This window comes from Roseateles sp. UC29_93 (assembly GCF_042695725.1).
Lineage (GTDB): Bacteria > Pseudomonadota > Gammaproteobacteria > Burkholderiales > Burkholderiaceae_C > Roseateles > Roseateles noduli_A.
The window spans coordinates 3,410,747-3,434,737 of sequence record NZ_CP170545.1; the positions used below are offsets into that span (position 1 = coordinate 3,410,747).

A 23,991-nucleotide genomic window follows, 5' to 3' on the forward strand; every position below is an offset into this window, starting at 1 on the left:
CCGCAAACTCATCGCCAAGTAAGGCGCCAGGCCGAAAGGCCGGCGCCTTTTTCTTTCCCCGGCGCTACCGTCGGGTGGGGCCCTCCCGGGAGGGAACCCTCGCACGGTCAGGGGATGGAGCGCACGACATAATGGTTTGTCGTGATCTCGAACCACATCAGAGGATTTCATGAGCGCGCTTGAAACCAGCAACCTGGGCATGGTGCCCATCGTCATCGAACAGTCGGGCCGCGGCGAGCGCGCCTACGACATCTACAGCCGCCTGCTGCGCGAGCGCATCGTCTTCCTGGTCGGCCCGGTGAACGATGCCGTCGCCAACCTGGTGGTGGCGCAGCTGCTGTTCCTGGAGAGCGAGAACCCCGAGAAGGAGATCTCGCTGTACATCAACTCGCCGGGCGGCAGCGTCTCGGCCGGGATGTCGATCTACGACACGATGCAGTTCATCAAGCCGTCGGTCTCGACGCTGTGCATGGGCATGGCCGCGTCGATGGGCGCGTTCCTGCTGGCCGCGGGCGAGAAGGGCAAGCGCTTCGCGCTGCCGAACTCCAAGATCATGATCCACCAGCCGCTGGGCGGCGCCCAGGGTCAGGCCACCGACATCGAGATCCACGCCCGTGAGATCCTCAAGACCCGCGAGCAGTTGAACCGCATCCTGGCCGAACGCACCGGGCAGAGCCTGGAAAAGATCCAGGCGGACACCGAGCGTGACTACTTCATGTCGGCCGCCGAATCGGCCACCTACGGCCTGATCGACAAGGTCATCGAGAAGCGCTGATCGCGGATCGGGGACCGGTTCACTTCCGGCTTGTAGCGGCGTCCCTGAGGGGCGCCGCTTGTCTTCCCCCGCCCTCCGCCGCCGCTTCCGAGCAGGAGATTTCTCAAGATCGGGAAGTCTCCTGACTGGTGCGGAGCGAACCGCCGGCTCCGCATGTCAACTGACCGCCCGTTGACCGCACCAACTGACCACTCTTAGGGGCTTTTATCCCCCCAAGGGTGGTGCCGGCAATTGAACTATCATCAATGCAGGCACTTGCCTGTATTCCCCGCAGCCCTTCAGCAGCCCCAGCAGCACTCCCATGGCCGAGAAAAAAGGCAACTCCAGCGAAAAAGTCTTGTATTGCTCCTTCTGCGGCAAGAGCCAGCATGAGGTCAAGAAGCTGATCGCGGGCCCGTCGGTGTTCATCTGCGACGAGTGCATCGAGCTGTGCAACGACATCATCCGCGACGAGGTCCCCGCCGAGGCGGCGACCGGCGGACGTGCCAGCAAGTCGGACCTGCCCGTCCCCAGCGAGATCAAGACGACGCTCGACCAGTACGTGATCGGCCAGGACGTGGCCAAGCGCACCCTGTCCGTCGCGGTCTACAACCATTACAAGCGGCTGCGCCACGCGGCCGACACCAAGGACGGCGTCGAGCTGTCCAAGAGCAACATCCTGCTGATTGGACCGACCGGTTCGGGCAAGACGCTGCTGGCGCAGACGCTGGCCCGCGTCCTGAATGTCCCGTTCGTGATCGCCGATGCGACGACCTTGACCGAAGCCGGCTATGTCGGCGAAGACGTCGAGAACATCATCCAGAAGCTGCTCCAGAACTGCAATTACGACGTCGAGCGCGCGCAGCGCGGCATCGTCTACATCGACGAGATCGACAAGATCAGCCGCAAGGCGGACAACCCCTCGATCACGCGCGACGTGTCGGGCGAGGGCGTCCAGCAGGCGCTGCTGAAGCTGGTCGAAGGCACGATGGCGTCGGTCCCCCCTCAGGGTGGCCGCAAGCATCCGAATCAGGACTTCCTGCAGATCGACACGACCAACATCCTGTTCATCTGCGGCGGCGCCTTCGATGGCCTGGAGAAGCTCATCCAGAACCGCTCCGAACGTTCGGGCATCGGCTTCAGCGCCGACGTCAAGAGCAAGAGCGACAAGAAGGTCGGCGAGCTGTTCCGCGAAGTCGAACCGGGCGACCTGATCAAGTTCGGCTTGATCCCCGAACTGGTCGGCCGTCTGCCGGTGATCGCCACGCTCGGCGAGCTGACCGAGGACGCGCTGGTGCAGATCCTGACCGAGCCGCGCAACGCGCTGGTCAAGCAATACCAGCAGCTGTTCTCGATGGACGGCGTGGAACTGGAAGTGCGTCCGTCGGCGCTGAGCGCGGTCGCGCGAAAGGCGCTGGCCCGCAAGACCGGGGCCCGTGGCCTGCGCTCGATCGTCGAGCATGCGCTGATCGACACCATGTTCGAGTTGCCTTCGCTCGAGAGCGTCGCCAAGGTCGTGCTGGACGAACACAACATCGACGAGGACACCAAGCCGTTGCTGGTCTATCGCGAAACCAAGGCCAGCGCCTGAGGTCGCGAGGACACCCCGGGCGATTCGCTTGCCATCACTTCACGTGGAAAGCAATTGCTCAAAGGCTATTGAACGGCACCTTGTAATTGGTAGCTCGGGCCCTAGATGGGCTTGAGAAAGAGAGGTTTTCATGTCCGGTCATCCGATCCTCCCCGCGGAACCCATCACGCTGCCGCTGCTCCCGCTGCGCGACGTGGTTGTGTTCCCGCACATGGTGATCCCGCTCTTCGTGGGTCGTCCCAAGTCCATCAAGGCCTTGGAAGCGGCGATGGAAGCAGGGCGCCAGATCATGCTGGTCGCGCAGAAGGCGGCCGGCAAGGACGAACCCAAGCCCGACGACATGTTCGAGATGGGTTGCGTCTCCAGCATCCTGCAGATGCTGAAGCTGCCCGACGGCACGGTGAAGGTGCTGGTCGAAGGTCTGCAACGCGCGACGACGAGCAAGATCGAGGACGGTGAAGAGCATTTCACCGCCGAGGTCGTGCCCATTCCGCCCGAAGCCGACGATCAGCCCGAGGTCGAAGCCCTGCGCCGCGCCGTGACGCAGCAGTTCGACCAGTACGTCAAGCTGAACAAGAAGATCCCGCCGGAGATCCTGACGTCCATCGCCGGCATCGACGACGCCGGCCGCCTGGCCGACACGATCGCCGCGCACCTGCCGCTCAAGCTCGATGCGAAGCAGTCGGTGCTGGACCTGTCCGAAGTGGGCAAGCGGCTGGAGAAGCTGCTGGACCTGCTCGAACATGAGGTCGATATCCTGCAGGTGGAAAAGCGCATCCGTGGCCGCGTCAAGCGCCAGATGGAGAAGTCCCAGCGCGAGTACTACCTGAACGAGCAGGTCAAGGCCATCCAGAAGGAACTGGGCGACGGCGAAGAAGGCGCCGACATGGAGGAGCTGGAGAAGAAGATCCAGGCTGCTCGCATGCCGAAGGAAGCGCGCAAGAAGGCCGAGTCCGAGCTCAAGAAGCTCAAGCTGATGTCGCCGATGTCCGCGGAAGCGACCGTCGTGCGCAACTACATCGACACGCTGGTCAACCTGCCGTGGGCGAAGAAGACCAAGATCAAGCACGACCTCGCGAATGCCGAGGCGGTGCTCAACGAGGACCACTACGGCCTCGACAAGGTCAAGGAACGCATCCTCGAGTACCTCGCGGTGCAACAGCGCGTGGACAAGGTCAAGGCGCCGATCCTGTGCCTGGTCGGACCTCCGGGCGTGGGCAAGACCTCGCTGGGGCAGTCGGTGGCGCGCGCCACGGGCCGCAAGTTCGTCCGCATGGCGCTGGGCGGCGTGCGTGACGAGGCGGAGATCCGCGGTCACCGCCGCACCTACATCGGCTCGATGCCGGGCAAGGTGCTGCAGAGCCTGAGCAAGGTCGGCACGCGCAATCCGCTGTTCCTGCTCGACGAGATCGACAAGCTGGGCATGGACTTCCGCGGCGATCCGTCGTCGGCGCTGCTGGAGGTGCTGGACCCCGAGCAGAACCACACTTTCGCCGACCATTACATCGAGGTCGACTACGACCTGAGCGATGTGATGTTCGTGGCGACGTCGAACTCGCTGAACATCCCGCCGGCTCTGCTGGACCGGATGGAAGTGATCCGTCTGTCGGGTTACACCGAGGACGAGAAGGTCAACATCGCCCAGCGCTACCTGCTGCCGAAGCAACGCGGCAACAACGGCGTGAAGGATGAGGAACTCGAGGTCACCGAAGACGCGATCCGCGGCGTGATCCGCTACTACACGCGGGAAGCCGGCGTGCGGTCGCTGGAGCGCGAGATCTCCAAGATCTGCCGCAAGGTGGTCAAGGGTCTTCAGCTGAAGGCCTACGACAGCAAGGTGGTCGTCAACGAGGACAACCTCAACGAATTCCTGGGCGTTCGCAAGTACGACTTCGGCCGTGCGGAGAAGAAGAACCAGGTCGGTCAGGTGGTCGGTCTGGCGTGGACCGAAGTGGGCGGCGATCTGCTGACCATCGAAGCCACCGCGATGCCGGGCAAGGGCAACATCATCCGCACCGGCTCGCTGGGCGACGTGATGAAGGAATCGGTCGAGGCGGCGCGCACGGTGGTGCGTTCGCGGGCTCGCCGGCTGGGCATCAAGGATGAGCTCTTCGAGAAGCGCGATATCCACGTGCACGTGCCGGACGGTGCGACGCCCAAGGATGGTCCGAGCGCGGGCATCGCGATGACGACGGCCTTCGTATCGGCGCTGACCGGGATTCCGGTGCGGGCAGATGTGGCGATGACCGGCGAGATCACGCTGCGCGGCGAAGTCACGGCGATCGGCGGCTTGAAGGAAAAGCTGCTGGCGGCTCATCGCGGCGGCATCAAGACGGTCATGATTCCGGAAGAGAACGTCAAGGATCTGCAGGACATTCCGGAGAACGTGAAGAACCAGCTCGAGATCGTGCCGGTCCGCTGGATCGATCGCGTGCTGGAAGTGGCGCTCGAGACCTATCCGCAGGCCTTGCCTGAGGAAGAGGTCGCTGCGACGGCGACGCCGGCCGAGAAGGTGGCGGACCCGAAGCCTGACGCGGGCGACTCCTTGAAGCACTGAGCCTGAGCTCGACACGACATGGCGCCTTCGGGCGCCATTTTTCTTTGGGCTTTGACATCGGCACTTGGGCGATCTTCATAAAGAAGTCGCCGAACTCTTGCGAGAGCGTCAAAAACCGTTCTATACTCTCGGCTTCAGCGCAAACGGTGCAGCGACGACAAAGCAATTCGCAAGAATTGCACGGCAGTTGAAGCAGGCAGTGTGTTGAAGACCCTGCGGGAATAGCTCAGTTGGTAGAGCGCAACCTTGCCAAGGTTGAGGTCGCGAGTTCGAGCCTCGTTTCCCGCTCCAGGTTCAAAAAAATGGAAGCCCAGGCTTCCATTTTTTATCGAAGTCGGACAACCAAATCCGGCTTCTACAGAATCCCGTCCAGGGTTCTGGGGCGCGATAGCAAAGCGGTTATGCCCCGGATTGCAAATCCGGTCAGTCCGGTTCGACTCCGGATCGCGCCTCCAAAGAATGGACATTGCGGGAATAGCTCAGTTGGTAGAGCGCAACCTTGCCAAGGTTGAGGTCGCGAGTTCGAGCCTCGTTTCCCGCTCCAACGACACCAAAGGTCGGTGGGGTGATTGAACACTCCGCTGTCCTGCGATGCGGGAATAGCTCAGTTGGTAGAGCGCAACCTTGCCAAGGTTGAGGTCGCGAGTTCGAGCCTCGTTTCCCGCTCCAAATCCTACAAAGGGAAGCCAGTTTGGCTTCCCTTTTTCTTTGTCGGTCGCCGTGATAATGCGCGCTCACTCCGACATGGAATCGATGCGGAGTCGTCGCGCCTCGATGGTGAAATTGGTAGACACAGCGGACTTAAAATCCGCCGCCCTCAACCGGCGTACGGGTTCGAGTCCCGTTCGAGGCACCACGCGATCGGCTTCCAGAGACTGCAGCACATGGGCATGTTTGTGCAGGAACTGTTGAACCCGGGCGTTCGCAAGCGCGAAGTCTTCGGCTGGTCGATGTACGACTTCGCCAATTCGGGCTACACGACCGTCGTCCTGACGGCCGTCTACAACGCGTACTTCGTCGGCGTCATCGCCAAGGGCCAGCCGTCGGCGACGCTGCTCTGGACCGTGCTGATCGCCGTCTCCAGTTTTCTCGTGATGGTGACGATGCCGGGACTGGGCGCCTGGGCCGATGCCCATGGGGCGAAGAAGAAACTGCTGGGGCTATGCACGATCGGCTGCGTGTTGTCGACCGCCGCGCTCGCGGTGTTCGGCGCGGACCAGCTGTGGTGGGCGGCCACGGCGGTCGTGCTCTCCAACGTGTTCTTCTCCTACGGCGAATCGCTGATCGCGGCGTTCCTGCCGGAACTCGCGCGGCGTGATGCGCTGGGCCGCGTGTCGGGCTGGGGCTGGGCTTTCGGTTATCTCGGCGGGATGCTCGCGCTCGGCCTGTGCCTGGGCTACGTGCTGAGCGCCCAGGCGCGCGGAGACACGGCCGACCATTTCGTTCCGGTCACGATGCTGATCACCGCCGGCCTGTACCTGCTCGCCGCGCTGCCCACCTTCCTGCTGCTGCGCGAGCGCGCCGATCCCTGCGCCACGCGTCGCGCCGCTCGCATGGGGTCAGGTCTTTCCCAGCTATGGACATCCTGGCAGCGTGCACGTGCCTATCCCGATTTTCTGCGGCTGCTGGCCTGCGGCACGAGCTACCAGGCCGGGATCGCCGTCGTCATCGCGCTCGCCGCGGTCTATGCGGAGCAGGCGCTCGGTTTCACACAGGCGCAGACGATGACCTTGGTGTTCCTCGTGAACATCGCCTCCGCGGTCGGTGCGTTCCTGTTCGGCTATTACGAGGACCGCATCGGCCACCAGCCCGCGCTCGCGGTGACGCTGGTGGGTTGGATGGTCATGACGCTGCTGGCCTTCCTGGCGACGAGCGCCTGGCTGTTCTGGATCGCCGCGGTGATCGCGGGCTTGTGCATGGGTTCCAGCCAGTCCTGTGGCCGTGCGCTCGCCGGTGCCCTCGCGCCGCACGACCGCCTGGCCGAGTTCTTCGGCCTGTGGACCTTCGCCACCCGCCTCGCCGCGATCATCGGTCCGCTGACCTACGGCGCCGTCACGGTCTTGACGGCAGGCAATCACCGTCTCGCGATCCTCGCGACCGGCGTCTTCTTCGTTCTCGGCTACTGGTTGCTGAGACGCGTCGACATGACGCGCGGACTGGCGCGGGCGCTGATCTGAACCTGATCTGAGGCCGGTCAGCTCGCTGGCCGTCGATCAGGCCGCGATGCGCGTGGCCGTCACGTCGCGCCAGCCGAGCGCCTCGCGCGCCAGGTGCTGCAGCGGCGCGGGATCGCCGGTGCTTTCGAGCACGATCGCCGCGGGGCCTGACGCGGCGAAACCGAGTCCCTCCCACACGCGCCTCGCCTGACGTGCGACGGCGTCCTCAATGTTGAGCAACTGAACGCCGTCGCCCAACGCCGCCTGGATGCGCGCCTGCACCAGCGGGTAGTGGGTGCAGCCGAGCAGCACCGTATCGACGCCGCCCCGCCGCAGTGGCTCGCAGAAGCGCTCGATCAGATCGCCGAGCTCGGCGCTGCGCAGATCGCCTTGCTCGATCAGCGTGACCAGGCCGGGGCAGGGCTGGCTGATCAACTCGACATCACTGGCATGTGCCGCGACGAGCTGCTCGAAACGCCGGCTCGCGATCGTCGCCGTCGTCGCCATCACGCCGATGCGGCCGTTGCGCGTCGCGGCCACGGCCGGCTTCACGCCCGGCTCGATGCCCACGACCGGCCAGTCCGGCCAGCGCTCGCGCATGGCCTGCACCGCGTGCGCCGTCGCCGTGTTGCACGCCACCACCGCCATGCGGGCGCCGACCTCGCGCAGGCGTTCGGCTACGCGCACGCTGCGCTCGACGATGTACTCGCTGCTGCGATCCCCATATGGGGCGTGAGCGGTATCGGCGACGTAGTGCAAGGGCACATCGGGCAGCTGCTCGCGCAGCGCCTTCAGCACGGTGAGACCGCCGACGCCGGAATCGAAGACCCCGATGCAGGGGACGCGCGCGTCGCTGTCAAGGGAACTCGCGGGAGCGATCGATGGAGAGGAGGGAGGAGGCACGGAGCTCGCGGTCGTGATCGTTGGGGGGCGGTGGTGCTGGCGTATCGGGAGCGCAGTCTAGAGGAATCCCTCATTCCTGCCGTGAACCGCTTGGCAGCCGCGAAGCTATGGCTAGAATAGAACGATCGTTCGTTTTATTTTCGAGCCAGCGCCGAGGAGACGCTCGCGGTTTTCCGGGATGCCCGGGACGGGAGCAGGGGCGCATGACGGCTGGGAGACACGGGAGCGCCCCGGGGCTCCCATAGAATCTGATTAACGTTAACGTCAATCCGCTTGGAGTGCTTCGATGAAGGTATTGGTCCCCGTCAAACGAGTCGTCGATTACAACGTCAAGGTGCGCGTCAAGAGTGACGGAACCGGCGTGGACATCGCCAACGTGAAGATGTCCATGAACCCGTTCGACGAGATCGCCGTCGAAGAAGCCGTCCGCCTGAAGGAGAAGGGCGTGGTCACGGAAGTGATCGCCGTCTCCTGCGGCGTCACGCAGTGCCAGGAAACGCTGCGCACCGCGATGGCCATCGGCGCCGATCGCGCGATCCTGGTCGAGACCGCCGCCGACCTCGAGCTGCAGCCGCTGGCCGTGGCCAAGCTGCTGAAGGCGCTGGTCGACAAGGAACAGCCGCAGCTGGTGATCCTGGGCAAGCAGGCCATCGACGACGATTGCAACCAGACCGGCCAGATGCTGGCCGCGCTGACGGGCCTGCCGCAGGGCACGTTCGCGTCGAAGGTGGAAGTCGCCGACGGCAAGGTCAACGTCACGCGTGAAGTCGACGGCGGCCTGGAGACGGTCAGCCTGACGCTGCCCGCGGTCGTGACGACCGACCTGCGCCTGAACGAGCCGCGTTACGTGACGCTGCCCAACATCATGAAGGCGAAGAAGAAGCAGCTCGACGTGGTCAAGCCCGCCGACCTGGGCGTGGACGTGTCGCCGCGCATCAAGACGCTGTCGGTCGCCGAGCCGCCCAAGCGCAGCGCCGGCATCAAGGTGCCGGACGTCGCGACCCTCGTGACGAAGCTGAAGACCGAAGCGAAGGTCATCTGAGCCGCAGAACAAGATCCGGAGATAAGACATGACCATCCTCGTCATCGCTGAACACGACAACGCCTCGTTGAAGGGCGCCACGCACCACGTCGTCACCGCCGCCGCCGCCATCGGTGGCGACGTGCACGTGCTGGTCGTCGGCTCGAACGCCGGCGCCGCCGCGCAGTCCGCCGCGAAGATCTCGGGCGTCGCCAAGGTCCTGCACGCCGACGGCGCGCAGTTCGCCGACGGCCTGGCCGAGAACGTCGCCGCCCAGGTGATCGCCATCGCCAAGGACTATTCGCACCTGCTGTTCCCGGCCACCGCCTCCGGCAAGAACGTCGCACCGCGCGTCGCCGCGCTGCTGGACGTCGGCCAGATCAGCGACATCACCAAGGTCGTCAGCCCCGACACCTTCGAGCGTCCGATCTACGCCGGCAACGCGATCGCGACCGTGCAGTCGACCGACGCCGTCAAGGTGATCACCGTGCGCACGACCGGTTTCGACTCCGCGGCCGAAGGCGGCAGCGCCGCCGTGGAATCGCTGTCCGGCGTGGCCGACAGCGGCAAGAGCAGCTTCGTCGGTCGCGAGGTCACGAAGAGCGATCGTCCTGAACTGACCGCCGCGAAGATCATCGTGTCGGGCGGCCGCGCGCTGGGCAGCAGCGACAAGTTCAATGAAGTGCTGACCCCGCTGGCCGACAAGCTGAACGCCGCGCTGGGCGCCTCGCGCGCCGCGGTGGATGCGGGCTACGCACCCAACGACTGGCAGGTCGGCCAGACCGGCAAGATCGTCGCGCCGCAGCTCTACATCGCCGCCGGCATCTCCGGCGCGATCCAGCATCTGGCCGGCATGAAGGACTCCAAGGTGATCGTCGCGATCAACAAGGATCCGGAAGCGCCGATCTTCTCGGTGGCCGACTACGGCCTCGAAGCCGACCTGTTCGTGGCCGTGCCCGAACTGGTCAAGGCGCTGTAAATCGGACGCTGACGAACCGCGACGGCGAAGACCGTCGCCGACAAGACCAAGGGCGCCCGCCGACGACGCGCGGCGCCCTTTTTTCATCCGGAGACAACCCCCATGACCTACCGCGCCCCGATCAAGGACATGCTGTTCGACATGCAGGCCCTGGCCGGCCTGCAGACGCTCGCCGAGCAGATCCCCGCGTTCGCCGACCACGGCCTGGACACCGCGCAGGCGGTGCTCGAGGAATCGGCCAGGCTGAACGAGGATGTGATCGCGCCGCTGAACGTCGAAGGCGACAGGAACCCGTCGTACTGGAAGAACGGCGAGGTCTTCGTGACGCCGGGCTTCAAGGCGGCGTTCAAGCAGTACGTCGAGGGCGGCTGGCAGGGGCTGCAGCATCCGGAGGCTTATGGGGGTCAGGCCTTGCCCAAGACGATCGGCGCGGCCTGCGGCGAGATCGTGCAGGCGGCCAATGTCAGCTTCGCGCTGTGCCCGCTGCTGACCGACGGCGCGATCGAAGCGCTGCTGGTCGCGGGCTCGGAGGAGCAGAAGCAGACCTTCATCCCGAAGCTGATCTCCGGCGAGTGGACCGGCACGATGAACCTGACCGAACCGCAGGCCGGCTCGGACCTGGCGATGGTGCGCACCCGCGCCGAGCCGCAGGGCGACGGCACCTACAAGGTCTTCGGCACGAAGATCTTCATCACCTGGGGCGAGCACGACATGGCGGACAACATCGTCCACCTGGTGCTCGCGCGCGTGCCGGGCGCGCCGGAAGGCGTGAAGGGCATCAGCCTGTTCCTGGTGCCGAAGTTCCTGGTGAACGCCGACGGCTCGCTGGGCGCGCGCAACGACGCGCACTGCGTGTCGATCGAGCACAAGCTCGGCATCAAGGCGAGCCCGACGGCCGTCCTTCAGTTCGGCGATCACGGCGGCGCGATCGGCACCTTGATCGGTGAAGAGAACCGCGGCCTCGAGTACATGTTCATCATGATGAACGCGGCCCGCTTCGGCGTCGGCGTGCAAGGCATCGCGGTGGCCGACCGCGCGTACCAGAAGGCGGTCGAGTACGCGAAGGACCGCGTGCAGTCGCGCCCGGTCGACGGTTCCGCATCCGGTCCGGCCGCGATCATCCACCACCCCGACGTGCGTCGCATGCTGATGACGCAGCGCGCGCTGGTCGAAGGCTGCCGCGCGATGGCGATCGACGCCGCCGCGGCCTACGACATGGCGCATCACCACGAGGATGCCGAGACCCGCAAGCAGGCGCAGGCCTTCTACGAGTTCATGGTGCCGCTGGTGAAGGGCTACAGCACGGAGATCAGCCTGGAGGTCACCTCGCTGGGCGTGCAGGTGCACGGCGGCATGGGCTTCATCGAGGAGACCGGGGCGGCGCAGTACTACCGCGACGCGCGCATCCTGCCGATCTACGAAGGCACGACGGCGATCCAGGCCAACGACCTGGTCGGCCGCAAGACGGTGCGCGACGGCGGCGCGTTCGCGCGCAGCGTGGCGGCGCAGGTCGAGGAGACCGAAGGCGCGCTGGCCGCGAACGGCAGCGCCGACGCGCAGGCGGTGCGCACGCAACTGGCGGCGGCCCGCGCGGCCTTCGTCGAGGTCGTCGACTTCATCGCGGCCAACGGCAAGGCCAGGCCGAATGCGGCCTTCGCCGGCTCGGTGCCTTACCTGATGGTGGGCGGCAACCTGATGGCGGGCTGGCAGCTGGCGCGCTCGCTGCTCGCCGCGCAGGAATTGAAGGCGACCGGCGAGGACGTCGCCTTCATGGACGCCAAGATCGCCACCGCGCGCTTCTACGCCGAGCACATCCTGCCCCGCTGCGCCGCGCAGCGCGACGCGATCGTGAACGGCGCGGACAGCGTGATGGCGCTGCCCGTCGACGCGTTCTAGACATCGCGGGACGCCGCGAGGCGTCCCGCCCCCGTCGCATCCAGATTCATCGAAGAGGAGACCCAGGTGGCACTTCCCCCCGCTGTTCAACACACTGCGCCTGCCGGTGATCGGCTCGCCGCTGTTCATCATCAGCAACCCCAAGCTGGTGATCGCGCAATGCAAGGCCGGCATCGTCGGCTCGATGCCGTCGCTCAACGCCCGCCCGGCGGAGCTGCTCGACGACTGGCTCGCCGAGATCACCGAGACGCTGGCCGCGCATGACCGCGCGCATCCGGAGTCGCCGGCCGCGCCGTTCGCGATCAACCAGATCGTGCACAAGAGCAACGACCGGCTCGAGCACGACATGGCCCTGTGCGCCAAGTACAAGGTGCCCATCGTGATCACGTCGCTGGGCGCGCGCGAGGACGTCAACGCCGCGGTGCACGGCTGGGGCGGCATCGTGCTGCACGACATCATCAACAACAAGTTCGCGAAGAAGGCGATCGAGAAGGGCGCCGACGGCCTGATCGCCGTGGCGGCAGGCGCCGGCGGCCATGCCGGGGTGAAGAGCCCGTTCGCGCTGATCCAGGAGATCCGCGAGTGGTTCGACGGCCCGCTGGCGCTGTCGGGCTCGATGGCCAGCGGCGACGCGATCCTCGCGGCGCAGGCGATGGGCGCGGACCTGGCGTACATAGGCTCGGCCTTCATCGCGACCGAGGAAGCGCGCGCTTCCGACGACTACAAGCAGATGATCGTCGAGAGCAACAGCGACGACATCGTCTACAGCAACCTGTTCACCGGCGTGCATGGCAACTACCTGAAGGGCTCGATCGTGAAGGCCGGACTCGATCCGGAGAACCTGCCCGAGAGCGACCCGACGAAGATGAACTTCGGCGGCACGGGCGCGAAGGCCTGGAAGGATGTCTGGGGCAGCGGCCAGGGCATCGGCGCGATCCGCGAGGTGCTGCCGGCCGGCGAGCTGGTGGCGCGCTTCGATCGCGAGTACCAGGCGGCGCGTCGACGCCTGGCGCTGGCCTGACAGCGCGAGACGCTTCCCGCAGCTCACGCCCCGCCTTGCGGGGCGTTTTCATTTCTGCGCTTCTCCACCAATCGGCACTTGCATCCCCCTTCGCCCCTCATCGCGTTGTGCTTCCGTTCACGGCTTGCGGGCAATGCCCCCTCATCCGGGGGTGGGCAAGCGCGCTCATCGCCCGAAGTGGGCGATTGATGGCTCCATTGATTTGCTAATCGAACGCTCGAGAGGTCCGTGGAGGCGCCGATCCGTTGAAAACTTCACGGCCCGATGATTTCATAACGTGAATGCTAATTTCGCATTGCTGAGTCGATAGACCTGAAATGTAAGCAGTGGTGTCATCTCCAGACATTCAGTCGTCAGGGAGAGCAAACAAATGAAATTGGCCGACGTTCGGATCGGGTCACGTCTTGCCGCGGCATTCGCGGTCGTCTTCGTGTTGCTGCTGGTCATCCTCGGGGTGGGGATCCGCGTGATCGACGGGGTCAACGCGACGATGGGGCGGGTGGTCGAGGACCGCTACGCGCTGATCGCGTTGACCACGCAGGTCAAGAGCGTGGGCGACCGCGGCGCGATCACCATCGGACGGCTGCTGCTGGCCGGCACGCCGGATGCGGCGAAGAAGTACATGGACGAGTACGCCGTCATCCGTCAGACCAACTCGGAGAACCTCGCCAGGCTCGAGAAGATGCTGGCGGACGACGAGAGCAAGCAGCTCTTCGCCGAGCAGTCGGCGGCGCGCAAGGACTACGGCGCGGTGGTGCGCAAGATCTTCGACCTGCTGGCCGCGGGCGACCGCGACGGCGCGATGGCGGTCTATCAGGATCAGATGGTGGGGCCGCAGGCGCGCTACTACGCGCTGATCGACAAGATGGTCGACTTCCAGGCCGCCCGCATGGCGGCGGACGTGGCCGAGGCCAATGAGCGCTCCCAGGGCGCCAAGCTCGACATGATCGTCGCGTCGGCCCTGGCGCTGCTGATGGGCGTGGCGACCGCGTTCTTCATCACGCGGTCGATCACGCAGCCGATCGAGGGCGCCATCGAGCTGGCCGAGCGCGTCGCCGCCGGCGACCTGACCTACCGGATCCGCGCCAGCGGCAAGGACGAGGTGGCGCGGCTGATGGCGGCGCTGCAGAACATGGTCGAGAACCTGCATCGCATCGTCACCGAGGTCCGCACGGGCGCGGACACGATCGCGAACGCGGCCCAGGAGGTTGCGCAGGGCAATCAGGATCTGGCGGCGCGCACTGAGCAGCAGGCCGCGGCGCTGGAGGAAACGGCGTCGGCGATGGAGCAGCTGACCGCATCGGTGCGGATGAGCGCCGACAACGCCGGCGAGGCCGACCGCTCGGCCTCGTCCGCGTCCGGCATCGCGACGCAGGGCGGCGAGGTGGTGGGCCAGGTCGTGCAGACGATGAGTTCGATCTCCGCGGCATCGCGCCGCATCGTCGAGATCATCGGCGTGATCGACGGCATCGCGTTCCAGACCAACATCCTGGCGCTCAACGCGGCGGTCGAGGCGGCGCGCGCGGGCGAGCAGGGCCGCGGCTTCGCGGTCGTGGCGTCGGAGGTGCGCAGCCTGGCGCAGCGCAGCGCGACGGCGGCCAAGGAGATCAAGCGGCTCATCGACGACTCGGTCTCGCAGGTCGAGGCCGGCGGCCGCATGGTCGAACAGGCCGGCCAGACGATGCAGCAGGTTGTGGGCAGCATCCGGCACGTGAGCCACATCGTGACCGAGATCAGCGCCTCCAGCCGCGAGCAGAGCGCCGGCATCGAGCAGGTCAATGCGGCGGTCGTGCAGATGGACGACTCGACGCAGAAGAACGCGTCGATGGTCGAGCAGAGCACCGCCGCCGCGCGCGCCCTGCAGGAGCAGGCGCATCAGCTCAACGACGCCGTGCGCGCCTTCGCGCTCTGAGGCCGCCGCGCGCGACGCATGAACGCGCCGTGATCGCGTCTTGAATCCGTGAGCGGCGGCCGAGCGCCGTCGCGTCAGGTTGGAGGGGACTGGAGACGGGACCGGCCGCAGAGCCGGAGGTCGCGCAGCCCGGGAGGATCCGACCGCCGACTGATCGACGGCCCGCGAGGGCCGCGAGGGATCGGCACAGGTGCCGCAGAGCGCCGGGGTCGCCCGGAGGCGTGACGAGCAGGGCTCATCCGAGCCGCGTCAGTCAACGTCAAGGGAGTCGACATGTCCGTGAACACCTCGTTCGGGCGCCACGCCTGGGCGCTCCGCTGCCGTTTCGATCGCGACACCGATCCGTCGGACGCGAGCGCTTCGCCGGCCGCCTCACCGTCTTCTTCACCGCGTCTGCGGCCCGGCATCGCCGCGCTGATCGACGCATTCCGCCGGCAGGGCCATCGCCACGCGCGGCTCGATCCGCTGGCCGGACCGCCGACCGCATCGGACGCCGGTGCATTCGACCTGTCGCGATTCGACCTCGCGGACGACGACGCTGTCGCCGAGGCGGGCGGCTCGGTGCTCGGCGTCGCGGACGCGCGGGCGCTTCGCCAGCGCTTGAGCGCGCTGTACTGCGGCGCCTTGACGCTCGACCTGAGCGCGGTGCGCGACGAGTCGCGCCGCTCGTGGTGGAGCGCGCGTTTCGAGTCGGACGATGCGCCGTTGTCCGCCGACGCGGCGCGCGCGCTGCTGCGCCGGCTCGCTCGCGTGGAGGGCTGGGAGCGTCATCTGGCGAATCGCTTTCCGCATGGCAAACGCTTCTCGCTCGAGGGCAACGAGGCGCTGCTGCCCTTGCTCGACGCCGTGCTGGAGGCTGGCGCGGCGCTGGGCGTCGACCAGGTGCTGATGGGCATGCCGCATCGCGGCCGTGTGAACGTGCTGGCCAACCTGCTGGGCCATCCCGTCGACGCGTTGATCGACTACTTCGAGCCCGCGCCGGCGCATCCCGAACGACAGCGCGACCTCGTCTATCACCTCGGCGGCACGTCGCGCGTGCAGACCGCGCACGGCGCCGTGCGCCTGCGACTGGCAAGCAACCCGTCGCACCTGCAGAGCGTCTATCCGGTCGTCGTCGGCATGGCGCGCGCGGCGCGCTCGGCGGCGGGTGAGCGGCCGGACCGGTGCATGGCCGTGATGATGCACGGCGACGCGGCCTTCGCCGGGCAGGGCGTGGTGATGGAGACGCTGGCGCTCGGCCTGAAGCCGGGCTACGAGGTGGGCGGCGTGATCCATGTCGTCATCAACAATCAACTGGGCTTCACCGAGCCGAACCCGATGGATGCGGGCGCGGCCCGCTACTGCACCGATGCGACGCGAGGCGTCGACGCGCCGGTGCTGCGCGTCCATGCCGACGATCCCGAGGCGGTGCTCCGCGCGCCGCGCGCCTGGCGGTCGACTACCGTGCGCGCTTCGGTACCGACGTGGTCATCGACCTGGTCGGGTACCGCCGCCTCGGTCATTCGGAGCACGACGTGCCGCAGCTCACCAGTCCCGCGCTGTACCGGCGCATGCCGGCGAAGCCGGGCGTGACCGCGTTGTATGCGAGGCGCCTGACCGCGGAGGGTCGTCTTCGCGAAGACGACGCAGCGGCTGTCGCCGCGCAGGTCGATGCCTTCGATCCGTCGCGACCGCTGGAAGGTGCCGCGCCGATCGCCGATGACGCGCCGCTGCGGCCGGAGGGGCACGCCCCCATCGGCGATCTGCATGACGTGCTGGAAGCGCTGGCGCAGGTGCCCGAAGGTTTCGAGCCGCACCCGCTGCTGCGCGATCAAGCCAGCCGCTGGCGCGGCATGGCCGATGACGCCCGCCGTCCCGCCGACTGGTGCACGGCCGAGACGCTCGCCTGGGCGCAGGTCCTGCGCGCGGGAACGGGCGTGCGGATCTCCGGCCTGGACGTGCAGCGCGGCACCTTCCTGCATCGGCATGCGGTGTGGCATCACCAACGGCGGGAGGTCGATGCCGGTGGCGGCCCGCCCATGGCGGCCGCGGGCAGGATGCGCGATCACACGTGCGATGACGTGCACGAGGACAAGCGCCTGAGCGAGCCCTCGACGTGGACGCCGTTGTCCCGCTTCGCCTCGGCGGGCGCGCGACTGGAGGTCGTCAACTCGCTGCTGGCGGAGGAAGCGGTCCTCGGCTTCGAGTATGGGCACAGCGTGCACGCGCGCGATGTGCTGACGGTGTGGGAGGCTCAGTTCGGCGACTTCGTCAATGGCGCGCAGGTCTACCTCGACCAGTACCTCAGCTCCGGCGAAGAGAAGTGGGGCGACACCTCGGCGCTGACGGTGCTGCTGCCGCATGGCTACGAGGGCGTGGGGCCGGAGCACTCGAACGGTTTCCTCGCGCGCATCCTGCAGCTGTGCGGCGCGGACAACCTGCGCGTCGCGATGCCGTCGACATCGGCCAGTACGCGGCGCTGCTGCAGCGCCAGGCGTTGGATCCGGTGCGCAAGCCGCTGATCGTGATGACGCCCAAGGCGGTGCTGCTGGCGGAGCCGCGCAGCCACACGCCGGTCGGCGTGCTCGCGGCCGGTCGCTTCGAGCCGGTGCTCGACGACGACACCCTCGACGAGGCACAGGCGGGTCGTGTACGCCGGGTCGTGCTGAGCAGCGGCAAGGTCCACTACGACCTGCTGAGCGCACGCCAGGCGATGGCCGGATCGCTCGCCGATCCGATGGCGGGCCCGACCGCGCTGGTGCGGGTCGAGCAGCTCTACCCGTTCCCGAGCGAGTCGCTGTCGGCCGTGCTGCGGCGGTACCCGCTCCTCGAGGAACTCGTCTGGACGCAGGAGGAAACGCGCAACCAGGGCGCGTGGCACTTCGTCCGCGACGAGCTCGAGGCGCTCCTGCCCGACGGCGCGTGGCTGTGCGAGGTCTCCCGCGCCGTGACCGCGGCGGGCGCCACGGCTTCGCCGGTGATCCATCGTTGGCAGCAGGCCGAGCTGGTCCGCCAGGCGCTCGTGCCGCAGACCGCCGTGCCGGGGCGCTCCCCAGCTCGTTCGTCCTGAACGACGAAGGCGGCATCGCGCATCGCACGGTGCCGCCTTCCAGGCGTGATCAGCGCCGGGGCGGCCGTTGTGGACGGCCGCCCCGCGTTCAACCCTCCGTCACTTGATCGTCGTGAACCGCGCTTCCGGCCGGTCGTCGGAGCGGTGCGGCGTCGTGACGCTCTTCTTCATCGCCCACGGGCGCACCTGGTGGTGCAGCGGGATGAAGAACACCTCGTCGCGGATGCGCACCAGGCCTTCCTTCAGCAGCGCGTTGCGCTTGGTCACGTCGCCCTCGACCTTCGCGGCGTCGATGATCTGGTCGAGCTTCGCGTCGCTCAGGCGGAAGTAGTTGCCGCTGCCGTCCGCGCCGCCGCTGCGCGTGCGCGCCAGCGACTGCATCGTGTACAGCGCGTCATAGGTCGGCACGCCCCAGCCGTACAGGAACAGCGGGTACTCGAAGGCCTGCAGCTTCGGGCTGAAGGTGCTGAACGACTCGGTCTGCAGCCGCGCCTTGATGCCGACCTTGCTCCACATCGACACCACCGCGAGGCAGATCTCCTCGTCGTTGACGTAGCGGTTGTTGGGGCAGTTCATCGGCACGTCGAAGCCGCTCGGATAACCGGCCTCCGCGAGCAGCTTCTTCGCGCGTTCGGCGTCGACCTTGGTCGGCACGTCGATGTCCGGCGCGTTGCCGTTCACGCCCGGCGCGACCATGATGCCGGCCGGTACCGACAGGCCGCGCATCGTCGCGCGCTTGATGGCCTCGCGGTCGATGGCCAGCGACATCGCCTCGCGCACGCGCTTGTCCTTGAACGGGTTCTTGCCCGTCACGCTGCTGCCCTTGAGCTGTTCGCTGCCCTGGTCCATGCCGATGAAGATCGTGCGGGTCTCGCTGCCCTCGGCGACGTTCAACTTCGGATCGGCCTTCAGCCGGCCGACGTCCTGCGTCGGGATGTCGGACAGCAGGTCCACGTCGCCCGACAGCAGCGCCGCGACGCGCGTCGGATCGGACTTGATCGGCGTGTAGATCACCTCGTCGACGTTGGTGGCGTTCTTCGCGTCCCACCAGTCCTTGTTCTGGACCATCGTGATGCGCTGGTCCGGTTGCCAGCCGGTGATCCGGTACGGCCCGGTGCCATTGGCATTGCGCGTCGCGTAGGTCTCTTCCTTGGCCTTGAAGTCCGGCAGGTTCAGCGCCTTGTTCTTCTCCGCCCAGGTCTTGCTCATGATGCGGAAGTCGACGAACTGGCGCAGCAGGATCGGGTTGGGCGCGGCCAGGATCACGTCGATGGTGTGGCTGTCGACCTTCTTGATTTCGGTGACCCCCGCCACGAACGGGTGCATGGTCCCCACCGGCTGCTTGATGCGCTGGAACGAGAACACCACGTCGTCCGCGGTGAACGGCGAGCCGTCGTGGAACTTCACGCCCTTGCGCAGCTCGAAGCGGACCTGCGTCGGGCTGATCTGCGTCCACTTCGTGGCGAGCGAGGGCTCGACCTGGTACTGGCGGTCGTAGCGCGTCAGGCCCTCATAGGCGTGCTGCGTGATCGCGTTCGTCGTGCTGTGGTTCTGCGAGTGCGGATCCAGCGTCAGCACGTCGTTCTGAGCGGCCCAGCGCAGCGGCGCCGCTTGGGCGATGCCGACCATCGCCGCGATGGCGGCGACGCAAAGGGCGGTGCGGGCGGATCGGATCGATCCGGAGTGATTCCTCGACATGAGCGGTAGCTCCCTTGGCAACGTCGTTAAGCAAACGTGAAGTCGCCTGGATGCTAGCTGCCGGGACCCTCGGCGGGAGGCCGATCCACCCTGGGGATTGCCCAGGGGAGGACCGGAAAATTCAGCCGCCGAGCAAGGACATCCGGGATCCGCTCATCAAACCGTCACTTGATCGTCGTGAACCGCGCTTCCGGCCGGTCGTTGGAGCGGTGCAGGGTCTGCAGGTTGGCGCGCATCGCCCACGGGCGCACCTGGTGGTGCAGCGGGATGAACAGGTACTGATCGCGCGTGCGCACCAGCGCATCGCGCAGGATCGCGTCGCGCTTGGCGGTGTCGATCTCGCTCTTGGCGGCATCGATCAGCTTGTCCAGGGCCGGGTCGCTGATCTTGGAGAAGTTGAAGCTGCCATCCGCACCGCCGCTGCGCGTGCGCGCGAGCGCCTGCAGCGCGTAGAGCGCATCGCGCGTGGACACGCCCCAACCCAGCATGTACAGCGGCGCCTCGAAGCGCTGGAACAGCTGGCTGTGCTGCGACATCGGCTGCGCGGTCAGGCGCGCCGTGACGCCGATCTTGCTCCACATCGACACGACGGCCAGGCAGATCTTCTCGTCGTTGACGTAGCGGTTGTCGGGGCAGTTCAGCGGCAGTTCGAAGCCGTTCGGATAGCCGGCGTCGGCGAGCAGCGTCTTCGCACGGGCCAGGTCGGGCTTGGCGGGCTTGTCCAGCGCGGCGTCGTAGCCGTTGACGCCGGGCGAGACCATCAGCGACGCCGGCACCGACAGGCCGCGCATGATGCTGCGCTTGATCGCCTCGCGGTCGATGGCGATGGAGAGCGCCTCCCGGACGCGGATGTCCTTGAACGGGTTCTTGCCCTTGACCGAGGCGCCGCGCAGCTCCTCGCTGCCGAGGTCCATCGCGAAGAAGATGGTGCGGGTCTCGGGCCCTTCGATCGACTTGAGCTTCGCATCGGCCTTCACCGCGGCGACGTCCTGGGTCGGCACCTCGGTCAGCAGGTCCACGTCGCCCGAGGTGAGCGCCGCGACGCGCGTCGGATCCGACTTGATCGGGATGTAGCTGACCTCGGTGATGTTGCCCTTGTTCTTGTCCCACCAGGCCTTGTTGATCGTCATCGAGACCTTCTGGTCCGGCTGCCACGAGAGGATCTCGTACGGGCCGGTGCCGTCGGTGTGGCGGCTGGCGTAGTTCTCGTCCTTGGCCTTGTAATCGGCCATCTGCGTCGCCTTGTTCTTCTCGGCCCAGACCTTGCTCATGATCCGGAAGTCGACCAGGTTGCGCAGCAGGATGGGCTGCGGCGAGTCGAGGATCAGATCGACGGTGAAGTCGTCGACCTTCTTGATCTCCTTGATGCCGGTGACGTAGATCTGCATCGTGCCCTGCGGCTGGCGGATGCGGTCGAAACTGAAGATCACGTCGTCCGCGGTGAAGGGCGAACCGTCGTGGAACTTCACGCCCTTGCGCAGCTCGAAGCGGACCTGCGTCGGGCTGATCTGCGTCCACTTCGTGGCCAGGCAGGGCTCGATCTCCCACTGCTCGTTGTAGCGGGTCAGGCCTTCGTAGGCGTGCTGCAGGATGGCGCTCGTGGTGGTGTGGTCCTGCGAATGCGGATCCAGCGTCAGCACGTCGTTCTGCGCGGCCCAGCGCAGCGGCACGGCCTGCGCGCCGGGCGCGGCGGCGAGCGCGCCGAACGCGATCGTCAGGGACAGACTCATGCGGGCGCGCACGGATCGGGACGCTTTCGGGAAGCGGGATGTCGGGAGGCAGGACATGGGCGGACTCCGATGAAGCCTGGGCAGGCGATGCCCGGCGCATGCTATGCCCGACGGGGGCAGGCGTCGCCTAGCGCTTCTCCGGAGATGAGGGAGAAGACACCGTGGACGAGGGGGCCGTCGTTGGCTCGATGTCGGCGTCGCAGCCGATGCCGGCCGCGATCATGCGTCGCGCATAGCGGCGGATCAGGCGATTGACGAGCCCGTCCGGCCGGAGTGTTCGCCACCCGACATAGCGCGTCGGATGCGCCAGCATGCCGCATCGGTACTGCTGGTCTTCCCCGGACCACTGCAGCGCGCGGCAGGCGCCTTCGCGCTTCAGGCTCACGAGCATCCCGAGCGGGCAAGGCTCGGCCAGGCAGCACACGCCGCAGCCGTTGCACGGTTGGCCGAGGGCGGGTTTGGGTGGCGCTTCCGGATGGATCCAGATGACGCTGCCTGATCGGGAGGACATGCACCACTGTAGACGGGGTTGATCCGTGTCCTTCACGGCCGCATTACGTAGACTCGACGTCCCCCTTGCCGGGGAAGACCTTACCGAGGAAGACATATGAAGAAGTTCTCTCTGAAACTGCTGGTGCTCGTCGCCGGTTTCGCGGCGCTGGGCAGCCAGGCGCAGGAGCGCGTGCGCATCGGCTTCATGAGCCCGGTCACCGGGCCGCAGGCCGGCTACGGCATCGACAACCGCGACGGCGCCGCGCTCGCCATCAAGGAACTGAACGCGAAGGGCGTGAAGGTGGGGGGCAAGCCGGTCGTGTTCGAACTCGACGTCAACGACGACGTGGCCGATCCGCGCCAGGGCGTGCAGGTGGCGCAGGCGCTGGTCGACAAGAAGATCAGGTTCGTGCTCGGCCCGTACAACTCGGGCGTGACGATGCCGGCCTCGCGCGTGTTCTCCGACGGCGGCGTGATCGTGCTGACGGTGGCGTCCAACCCCCGCATCACGCAGCAGCCCAACCAGTCCAACCTGTTCCGCATCGGCGCCACCGACAACCAGCTCGGCGCGAAGATGGCCGTCTACGCGGCGCAGGACCTGAAGGTGAAGACGGTCGCCGTCATCGACGACCGCACGGCCTACGGCCAGGGCGTCGCGCAGGAGTTCACCGCCCAGGCGACCAAGCTCGGCATCAAGGTCGTGTCCAAGGAGTTCACCAACGACAAGGCGACGGACTTCAGCAGCATCCTGACCGCCGTGAAGGCTGCCAAGCCCGACGCCGTGTTCTACGGCGGCTACTCGGCGCAGGGCGGCCCGATGCTGCGTCAGATGCGCGGCCTCGGCATCACGGTGCCGCTGCTGGGCGGCGACGGCATCTGCTCGTCGGAGACCGCCACGCTGTCGCAGATCGCGAACGACCTGAACACCTACTGCACGCAGGGTGGCGCGCTGATCGACCGCAGTGCCAAGGGCAAGCAGTTCCTGGACAAGTACAAGGCCGAGTTCAAGCGCGATCCGTTGACCTACGCCGCGTCGTTCTACGACGGCGCCTACCTGCTGGCGGGCGCCATGGAAGCGGCGCAGTCCACCGATCCGAAGAAGGTCGGCGAACATCTGGCGAAGTCGACCTACGTTGGCGTGGCCGGCGAGTACGCCTACGACGACAAGCACGACCTGAAGTCGTCCGCCGTCACGGTGTTCACGCTCAAGGGCAAGGACGTGGTGCCGCTGAAGAGCCTCTAAAAACGCCTCTTGCTCCCTCTCCCGCTTGCGGGAGAGGGCAGGGGTGAGGGATCCCTGGGGTCAGGTCTTGACGCCCAGCTCCCGCAGCCGCTCTTCCAGGTACTCATGCGCCGTGTAGCGGTCCGACAGGACCACGTCCTCGCGCGGATGCAGGAACAGCGGCAGCGAGACGCGGCTCTTCTTGGCGCCTTCGCCGGTCGGGTTGACCACGCGGTGCTGCGTCGACGGGTAGTAGCCCTGCGAGGCTTCCTGCAGCATGTCGCCGATGTTGATGATCAGCATGCCGAAGTCGCCGGGCACGTCGACCCACTCGCCATCCTTGCCCTGGACCTGCAGGCCAGGCTCGTTGGCGGCCGGCAGGATGGTCAGCAGGTTGATGTCGCCGTGCGCCGCGGCGCGCAGCGAACCCGCCGGCTCGTTGCCGGTCAGCGGCGGGTAGCGCAGCACGCGCAGCAGCGTCAGCCGGCTGTCCTTGATCATGTTGGACAAGGGCTCGCGATAGTTCTTCGCGATGTCGGCCGGGGTGTGCCGCTCCACCCACGACAGCAGCTCCGCCGCCAGATCGTTGGCGATGCGGTAGTAGCGCATCGCGTCGTCCTTCAGCGCCGCCGGGATCCTTCCCCACGGGTAGATGTGGAAGTACTCCTTGATGTCCTTCTGCGCGTGGCCCTTGGCGGTCTCCGAGATCTCGGTGGAGAAGTAGCCGTCCTGGGTCTCCTTGGAGAACGCCAGCGCGTGCTTCTCGGTCCCGTTGAAGTAGCCGAGCCAGTCGGCGTAGATCTTCTCGACCAGTTCCTGGGGCAGGGGGTGATTCACCAGGACGCCGAAGCCTGTCTCGTGCAGGGAGCGGGTGAATTGCTCGGCCGCATCCGCGGCGCGGTAGTCGACGACTCGAACTTGCATGTGGGATCTCCTGTGTCCCGGGCAGTCCGCCATTCAATCTCGGGGCGGTACGCCAACCGGCAGTCTACTGCGTTGAGTTGGCTGTT

Annotated in this window: 18 protein-coding genes and 5 tRNA genes; 18 read left to right on the top strand and 5 right to left on the bottom strand. The window is 66.7% G+C overall.

Annotated features, from left to right (window positions below):
- Positions 1-169: 169 nt before the first annotated feature.
- From clpP to ACFJIX_RS15885, 9 genes are all read left to right on the top strand, one after another.
- The gene (gene clpP, locus ACFJIX_RS15845) at positions 170-775 is read left to right on the top strand and encodes an ATP-dependent Clp endopeptidase proteolytic subunit ClpP (RefSeq protein ID WP_067275631.1); all 606 of its coding nucleotides are present in this window, start codon (positions 170-172) and stop codon (positions 773-775) included.
- Between the two features lie 301 nt (positions 776-1,076).
- Positions 1,077-2,345: an ATP-dependent Clp protease ATP-binding subunit ClpX gene (clpX, locus tag ACFJIX_RS15850; RefSeq protein ID WP_067275628.1), complete on the top strand. Its 1,269-nt coding sequence runs from the start codon at positions 1,077-1,079 to the stop codon at positions 2,343-2,345.
- Positions 2,346-2,475: 130 nt separating this feature from the next.
- Positions 2,476-4,902, top strand: a complete 2,427-nt coding sequence (gene lon / locus ACFJIX_RS15855; protein WP_377152584.1) for an endopeptidase La — start codon at positions 2,476-2,478, stop codon at positions 4,900-4,902.
- Between the two features lie 215 nt (positions 4,903-5,117).
- A tRNA-Gly gene (locus tag ACFJIX_RS15860) sits at positions 5,118-5,193 on the top strand.
- A gap of 90 nt (positions 5,194-5,283) precedes the next feature.
- Positions 5,284-5,357 (top strand) — tRNA-Cys (locus ACFJIX_RS15865).
- 13 nt (positions 5,358-5,370) lie between these two features.
- A tRNA-Gly gene (locus ACFJIX_RS15870) sits at positions 5,371-5,446 on the top strand.
- A gap of 49 nt (positions 5,447-5,495) precedes the next feature.
- Positions 5,496-5,571 (top strand) — tRNA-Gly (locus ACFJIX_RS15875).
- Positions 5,572-5,670: 99 nt separating this feature from the next.
- Positions 5,671-5,758, top strand: a tRNA-Leu gene (locus ACFJIX_RS15880).
- Between the two features lie 28 nt (positions 5,759-5,786).
- Entirely contained in the window at positions 5,787-7,079 is a 1,293-nt protein-coding gene (locus ACFJIX_RS15885; RefSeq protein ID WP_377152586.1) for an MFS transporter, read from the top strand.
- Between the two features lie 36 nt (positions 7,080-7,115).
- On the opposite strand, the gene murI is transcribed toward ACFJIX_RS15885, so the two are convergent.
- Positions 7,116-7,961 carry a glutamate racemase gene (murI, locus tag ACFJIX_RS15890; RefSeq protein ID WP_377152588.1) on the bottom strand — a complete coding sequence of 282 codons (846 nt, stop codon included), beginning with the start codon at positions 7,959-7,961 and terminating at the stop codon, positions 7,116-7,118.
- A gap of 286 nt (positions 7,962-8,247) precedes the next feature.
- Between murI and ACFJIX_RS15895 the strand changes: the two genes are divergently transcribed.
- The 8 genes from ACFJIX_RS15895 to ACFJIX_RS15930 all read left to right on the top strand — a co-directional run bounded on the left by ACFJIX_RS15895 (position 8,248) and on the right by ACFJIX_RS15930 (position 17,839).
- Positions 8,248-9,003, top strand: coding sequence for an electron transfer flavoprotein subunit beta/FixA family protein (locus ACFJIX_RS15895; protein WP_377152590.1), 756 nt, complete (start codon positions 8,248-8,250; stop codon positions 9,001-9,003).
- Between the two features lie 28 nt (positions 9,004-9,031).
- Complete coding sequence (locus ACFJIX_RS15900) at positions 9,032-9,961, top strand: electron transfer flavoprotein subunit alpha/FixB family protein (RefSeq protein ID WP_377152593.1); 930 nt, start codon at positions 9,032-9,034, stop codon at positions 9,959-9,961.
- 102 nt (positions 9,962-10,063) lie between these two features.
- Complete coding sequence (locus ACFJIX_RS15905; RefSeq protein ID WP_377152595.1) at positions 10,064-11,857, top strand: acyl-CoA dehydrogenase; 1,794 nt, start codon at positions 10,064-10,066, stop codon at positions 11,855-11,857.
- An 82-nt stretch (positions 11,858-11,939) separates the two neighbouring features.
- Positions 11,940-12,878, top strand: coding sequence for an NAD(P)H-dependent flavin oxidoreductase (locus tag ACFJIX_RS15910; RefSeq protein WP_377161806.1), 939 nt, complete (start codon positions 11,940-11,942; stop codon positions 12,876-12,878).
- 370 nt (positions 12,879-13,248) lie between these two features.
- Entirely contained in the window at positions 13,249-14,790 is a 1,542-nt protein-coding gene (locus tag ACFJIX_RS15915) for a methyl-accepting chemotaxis protein (RefSeq protein WP_377152598.1), read from the top strand.
- A 273-nt stretch (positions 14,791-15,063) separates the two neighbouring features.
- A complete protein-coding gene (locus ACFJIX_RS15920) occupies positions 15,064-16,362 on the top strand; it encodes a thiamine pyrophosphate-dependent enzyme (protein WP_377152601.1) in 1,299 nt (432 codons plus the stop codon).
- Positions 16,254-17,291 (top strand): thiamine pyrophosphate-dependent enzyme, encoded by a 1,038-nt coding sequence (locus tag ACFJIX_RS15925; protein WP_377152603.1) that lies wholly within the window; start codon positions 16,254-16,256, stop codon positions 17,289-17,291. The genes ACFJIX_RS15920 and ACFJIX_RS15925 overlap by 109 nt, the downstream gene beginning before the upstream one ends.
- Positions 17,276-17,839 carry a hypothetical protein gene (locus ACFJIX_RS15930; protein WP_377152605.1) on the top strand — a complete coding sequence of 188 codons (564 nt, stop codon included), beginning with the start codon at positions 17,276-17,278 and terminating at the stop codon, positions 17,837-17,839. The genes ACFJIX_RS15925 and ACFJIX_RS15930 overlap by 16 nt, the downstream gene beginning before the upstream one ends.
- 99 nt (positions 17,840-17,938) lie before the next feature.
- Here the strand turns inward: ACFJIX_RS15930 and ACFJIX_RS15935 are convergent, their stop codons facing one another.
- The 3 genes from ACFJIX_RS15935 to ACFJIX_RS15945 form a co-directional block, all read right to left on the bottom strand.
- Complete coding sequence (locus ACFJIX_RS15935; RefSeq protein WP_377152607.1) at positions 17,939-19,537, bottom strand: ABC transporter substrate-binding protein; 1,599 nt, start codon at positions 19,535-19,537, stop codon at positions 17,939-17,941.
- Between the two features lie 164 nt (positions 19,538-19,701).
- Complete coding sequence (locus tag ACFJIX_RS15940) at positions 19,702-21,267, bottom strand: ABC transporter substrate-binding protein (protein ID WP_377152610.1); 1,566 nt, start codon at positions 21,265-21,267, stop codon at positions 19,702-19,704.
- Positions 21,268-21,394: 127 nt separating this feature from the next.
- Positions 21,395-21,778 carry a hypothetical protein gene (locus ACFJIX_RS15945; RefSeq protein ID WP_377152612.1) on the bottom strand — a complete coding sequence of 128 codons (384 nt, stop codon included), beginning with the start codon at positions 21,776-21,778 and terminating at the stop codon, positions 21,395-21,397.
- 96 nt (positions 21,779-21,874) lie between these two features.
- Here ACFJIX_RS15945 and ACFJIX_RS15950 point away from each other — a divergent pair, with 96 nt between their 5' ends.
- Positions 21,875-23,002 carry a branched-chain amino acid ABC transporter substrate-binding protein gene (locus tag ACFJIX_RS15950; RefSeq protein WP_377152614.1) on the top strand — a complete coding sequence of 376 codons (1,128 nt, stop codon included), beginning with the start codon at positions 21,875-21,877 and terminating at the stop codon, positions 23,000-23,002.
- Positions 23,003-23,062: 60 nt separating this feature from the next.
- Here ACFJIX_RS15950 and ACFJIX_RS15955 read toward each other — a convergent pair whose 3' ends face one another.
- Positions 23,063-23,905, bottom strand: coding sequence for an isopenicillin N synthase family dioxygenase (locus tag ACFJIX_RS15955; RefSeq protein ID WP_377152616.1), 843 nt, complete (start codon positions 23,903-23,905; stop codon positions 23,063-23,065).
- Between the last annotated feature and the right edge of the window lie 86 nt (positions 23,906-23,991).